Origin of the sequence: Streptomyces hygroscopicus, from assembly GCF_026168105.1 — a bacterium.
GTDB classification, from domain to species: domain Bacteria; phylum Actinomycetota; class Actinomycetes; order Streptomycetales; family Streptomycetaceae; genus Streptomyces; species Streptomyces hygroscopicus_D.
In genome coordinates this window covers 1-3,929 of record NZ_LBMW01000117.1, presented here as the reverse complement: position 1 = coordinate 3,929, position 3,929 = coordinate 1, and the positions used below count along the sequence as shown (strand labels likewise).

The 3,929-nt window shown below is 68.7% G+C and carries 2 protein-coding genes; both read right to left on the bottom strand.

Translation table 11 applies throughout. The annotated features are described in order from the left end of the window. Positions 1-17: 17 nt before the first annotated feature. On the bottom strand, positions 18-197 hold the full coding sequence (locus AAW14_RS38985) for a DUF6104 family protein (protein WP_028420339.1): 180 nt from the start codon (positions 195-197) through the stop codon (positions 18-20). Between the two features lie 256 nt (positions 198-453). Beyond that, positions 454-3,929: multifunctional oxoglutarate decarboxylase/oxoglutarate dehydrogenase thiamine pyrophosphate-binding subunit/dihydrolipoyllysine-residue succinyltransferase subunit (locus AAW14_RS38980; RefSeq protein WP_265569210.1), on the bottom strand; the 3,476-nt coding region annotated here is incomplete at its 5' end.

Sequence of the window (3,929 nt, the reverse complement as noted above, 5' to 3'; positions counted from 1 at the left end):
GGCCCCGGGTCCTGGATCTACTCGTCGTCCTCGTCGTCCAGCCGGGCCAGCCAGGTGGCCAGCCGCTCCACCGGTACCTCGAAGTCCGGGTTGAGATCGACGAACGTACGAAGCTGCTCGGCGAGCCACTCGAAGGTGATCTCCTCCTCGCCGCGCCGCTTCTCCAGCTCCTCGATGCCACGGTCGGTGAAGTACAACGTGCTCTCCGTCACAATCGGGGGGACAGACAAAACCTGCCGGAACGCGGTGTCCGCCGATTTCTCGGTCTCTCGGACTCTCGGTCTCTCGGACGGCCTCTCGGCCTCTCGGCCTCTCCAGAATAGGCGCGGTCCGGGCGCCGCTCGCGGGCGCACACCTCACCCGGTCCGGGGCCCGAGGCCCCCGGGACGCCGAACGCCGAGGCCCCTCCCCGAGACGCGCTCGGGAAGGGGCCCTGGTGCTGTCCGTGAGGTCCTACGCCTCGAACACCTCACGCACCAGCTGCTCCTGCTCGGCCTGGTGCCGCTTTGCGGAACCGACGGCCGGGGAAGAGCCGTGCGGGCGTGAAATGCGACGCAGACGCTCGCCCGCCGGGATGTCCGCGCCGACCGCCAGGTCCAGGTGGTCGATGAGGTTCAGGGCGATGAACGGCCATGCGCCCTGGTTCGCCGGCTCCTCCTGGGCCCACAGGTACTTCTCGGCGTTCGGGTACTTCTTGATCTCCGCCTGGAGCTCCGCGCCCGGCAGCGGGTACAGACGCTCGAGCCGGATGATCGCCGTGTCGGTAGCGCCGCGCTTCTTCCGCTCCGCCTCGAGGTCGTAGTAGACCTTGCCCGCGGTGAACACGACCCTGCGCACCCCGGCCGGGTCCACCGACGCGTCGCCGATGACCGGGCGGAACCGCCCCGTCGTGAACTCCTCCGCCTTGGACGCGGCGGCCTTGAGGCGCAGCATCGACTTCGGCGTGAAGACCACGAGCGGCTTGTGGTGCGGGTTGTGCACCTGCCACCGCAGGAGGTGGAAGTAGTTCGACGGAAGGGTCGGCATGGCCACCGTCATGTTGTTCTGCGCGCACAGCTGCAGGAACCGCTCGGGACGCGCCGAGGAGTGGTCCGGACCCTGGCCCTCGTAGCCGTGCGGCAGCAGCAGCGTCACACCGCTCGTCTGGCCCCACTTCTGCTCCGCCGACGACACGAACTCGTCCACGACCGTCTGCGCGCCGTTGACGAAGTCGCCGAACTGGGCCTCCCACATCACGAGCGCGTCCGGACGGGCCAGCGAGTAACCGTACTCGAAGCCCATCGCGGCGTACTCGGACAGGAGGGAGTCGTAGACGTTGTAGCGCGCCTGGTCTTCGGAGAGGTACTGCAGCGGCGTGTAGTCCTCGCCCGTCGCGCGGTCGATGATCACCGCGTGGCGCTGGCCGAACGTACCGCGGCGCGAGTCCTGGCCCGACAGACGGACCGGGACACCCTCGAGCAGCAGCGAGCCGATGGCGAGCGTCTCGCCCATGCCCCAGTCGATCGTGCCGTCCTCGACCATCGCGGCCCGGCGCTGCAACTGCGGCAGCAGACGCGGGTGCACGGTGATGTGGTCGGGGACGTTGACCTGGGACTCGGCGATCCGCTTGACGACCTCGGCGGACACGGCCGTGTCGACCGCCACCGGGAAGCCGTCCTGAGGCTCCTCCGGTGCGCCCGCGACCGGCTGCGACGTGGCCTCGCGGACCTCGGTGAAGACCTTCTCCAGCTGGCCCTGGTAGTCCTGCAGGGCCTGCTCGGCCTCCTCCAGGGTGATGTCGCCGCGGCCGATCAGCGACTCGGTGTACAGCTTGCGCACCGAGCGCTTCTTGTCGATCAGGTCGTACATCAGCGGCTGGGTGAAGGCCGGGTTGTCCGACTCGTTGTGGCCGCGGCGGCGATAGCAGATGAGGTCGATCACCACGTCCTTGTTGAACGCCTGGCGGAACTCGAAGGCCAGGCGCGCGACGCGCACGACCGCCTCCGGGTCGTCGCCGTTCACATGGAAGATCGGGGCCTCGATCATGCGGGCCACGTCCGTCGCGTACATCGAGGAACGCGAGGACTCGGGGGCCGCGGTGAAGCCGACCTGGTTGTTGATGACGACGTGGACCGTGCCGCCCGTGCGGTAGCCGCGCAACTGCGACATGTTCAGGGTCTCGGCGACCACGCCCTGGCCCGCGAAGGCCGCGTCGCCGTGGATCGCCACCGGCAGGACCGTGAAGTCCGTACCGCCCTTGTTGATGATGTCCTGCTTGGCGCGGGAGACACCCTCGAGTACCGGGTCCACGGCCTCCAGGTGCGACGGGTTCGCGACCAGAGACACCTTGATCTGCTCGCCGTCCAGGCCCGTGAAGGTGCCCTCGGCGCCCAGGTGGTACTTCACGTCGCCGGAGCCGTGCATCGACTTCGGGTCGAGGTTGCCCTCGAACTCGCGGAAGATCTGCGCGTACGACTTGCCGACGATGTTGGCGAGCACGTTCAGGCGGCCGCGGTGGGCCATGCCGATGACGACCTCGTCCAGGCGGGACTCGGCCGCGCTGTCGATCACCGCGTCGAGCAGCGGGATGACCGACTCGCCGCCCTCCAGGGAGAAGCGCTTCTGGCCGACGTACTTCGTCTGCAGGAAGGTCTCGAAGGCCTCCGCCGCGTTCAGCCGGCGCAGGATGCGCAGCTGCTCCTCGCGCTCCGGCTTGGAGTGCGGGCGCTCCACGCGGTCCTGGATCCACTTGCGCTGCTTGGGGTCCTGGATGTGCATGTACTCGATGCCGGTGGTGCGGCAGTACGAGTCGCGCAGCACGCCGAGGATGTCACGCAGCTTCATCATGGACTTGCCGGCGAAGCCGCCGACCGCGAACTCGCGCTCCAGGTCCCACAGGGTGAGGCCGTGCTCGACGATGTCCAGGTCGGGGTGCTTGCGCTGGCGGTACTCCAGCGGGTCGGTGTCGGCCATGACGTGGCCGCGGACCCGGTAGGAGTGGATCAGCTCGAAGACGCGGGCGGCCTTGGTGACGTCGTCGTCGTGCGAGGCGTCGATGTCCTTGAGCCAGCGGACCGGCTCGTAGGGGATGCGCAGGGCCTCGAAGATCTCGTCGTAGAAGCCGTTCTCGCCGAGGAGGAGGTTCGCGACGGTGCGCAGGAACTCGCCGGAGGCGGCGCCCTGGATCACCCGGTGGTCGTAGGTCGACGTGAGGGTCATGACCTTCGAGATGCCGAGCTTGTTCAGCGTGTCCTGGGAGGTGCCCTGGAACTCCGCCGGGTAGTCCATCGAGCCGACACCCATGATCACCGACTGGCCCGGCATCAGACGCGGGACCGAGTGGACCGTGCCGAGGCCGCCGGGGTTGGTGAGGGAGACCGTGACGCCGGTGAAGTCGTCCATGGTCAGCTTGCCGTCGCGGGCGCGGCGGACGATGTCCTCGTAGGCCTGCCAGAACTCGAAGAAGTTGAGCGTCTCGGCCTTCTTGATCGCCGCGACGACGAGCTGGCGGTCACCGTTCGGCTTCACCAGGTCGATGGCGAGGCCGAGGTTCACGTGCTCCGGCTTGACGAGGGTGGGCTTGCCGTCCTTCTCGCCGAACGACCAGTTCATCGACGGCATGGCCTTGATGGCCCGGACCATCGCGTAGCCGATCAGGTGCGTGAAGGAGATCTTCCCGCCCCGGGCGCGCTTGAGGTGGTTGTTGATGACGATGCGGTTGTCGAAGAGCAGCTTCACCGGGACCGCGCGCACGGACGTGGCCGTGGGCAGCTCCAGCGAGGCGTTCATGTTCTTCGCGACGGCGGCGGCCGGGCCGCGCAGCGTCACCAGCTCGGGGCCCTGGGGCGCCTGGGCCACGGGTTCGTCCTTCTTGGGCTTGGCAGGCGCCGCGGCGGACTTCGCGGCAGCAGGTGCAGCGGCAGGCTTCGGCGCGGCGGGCGCGGCGGGCG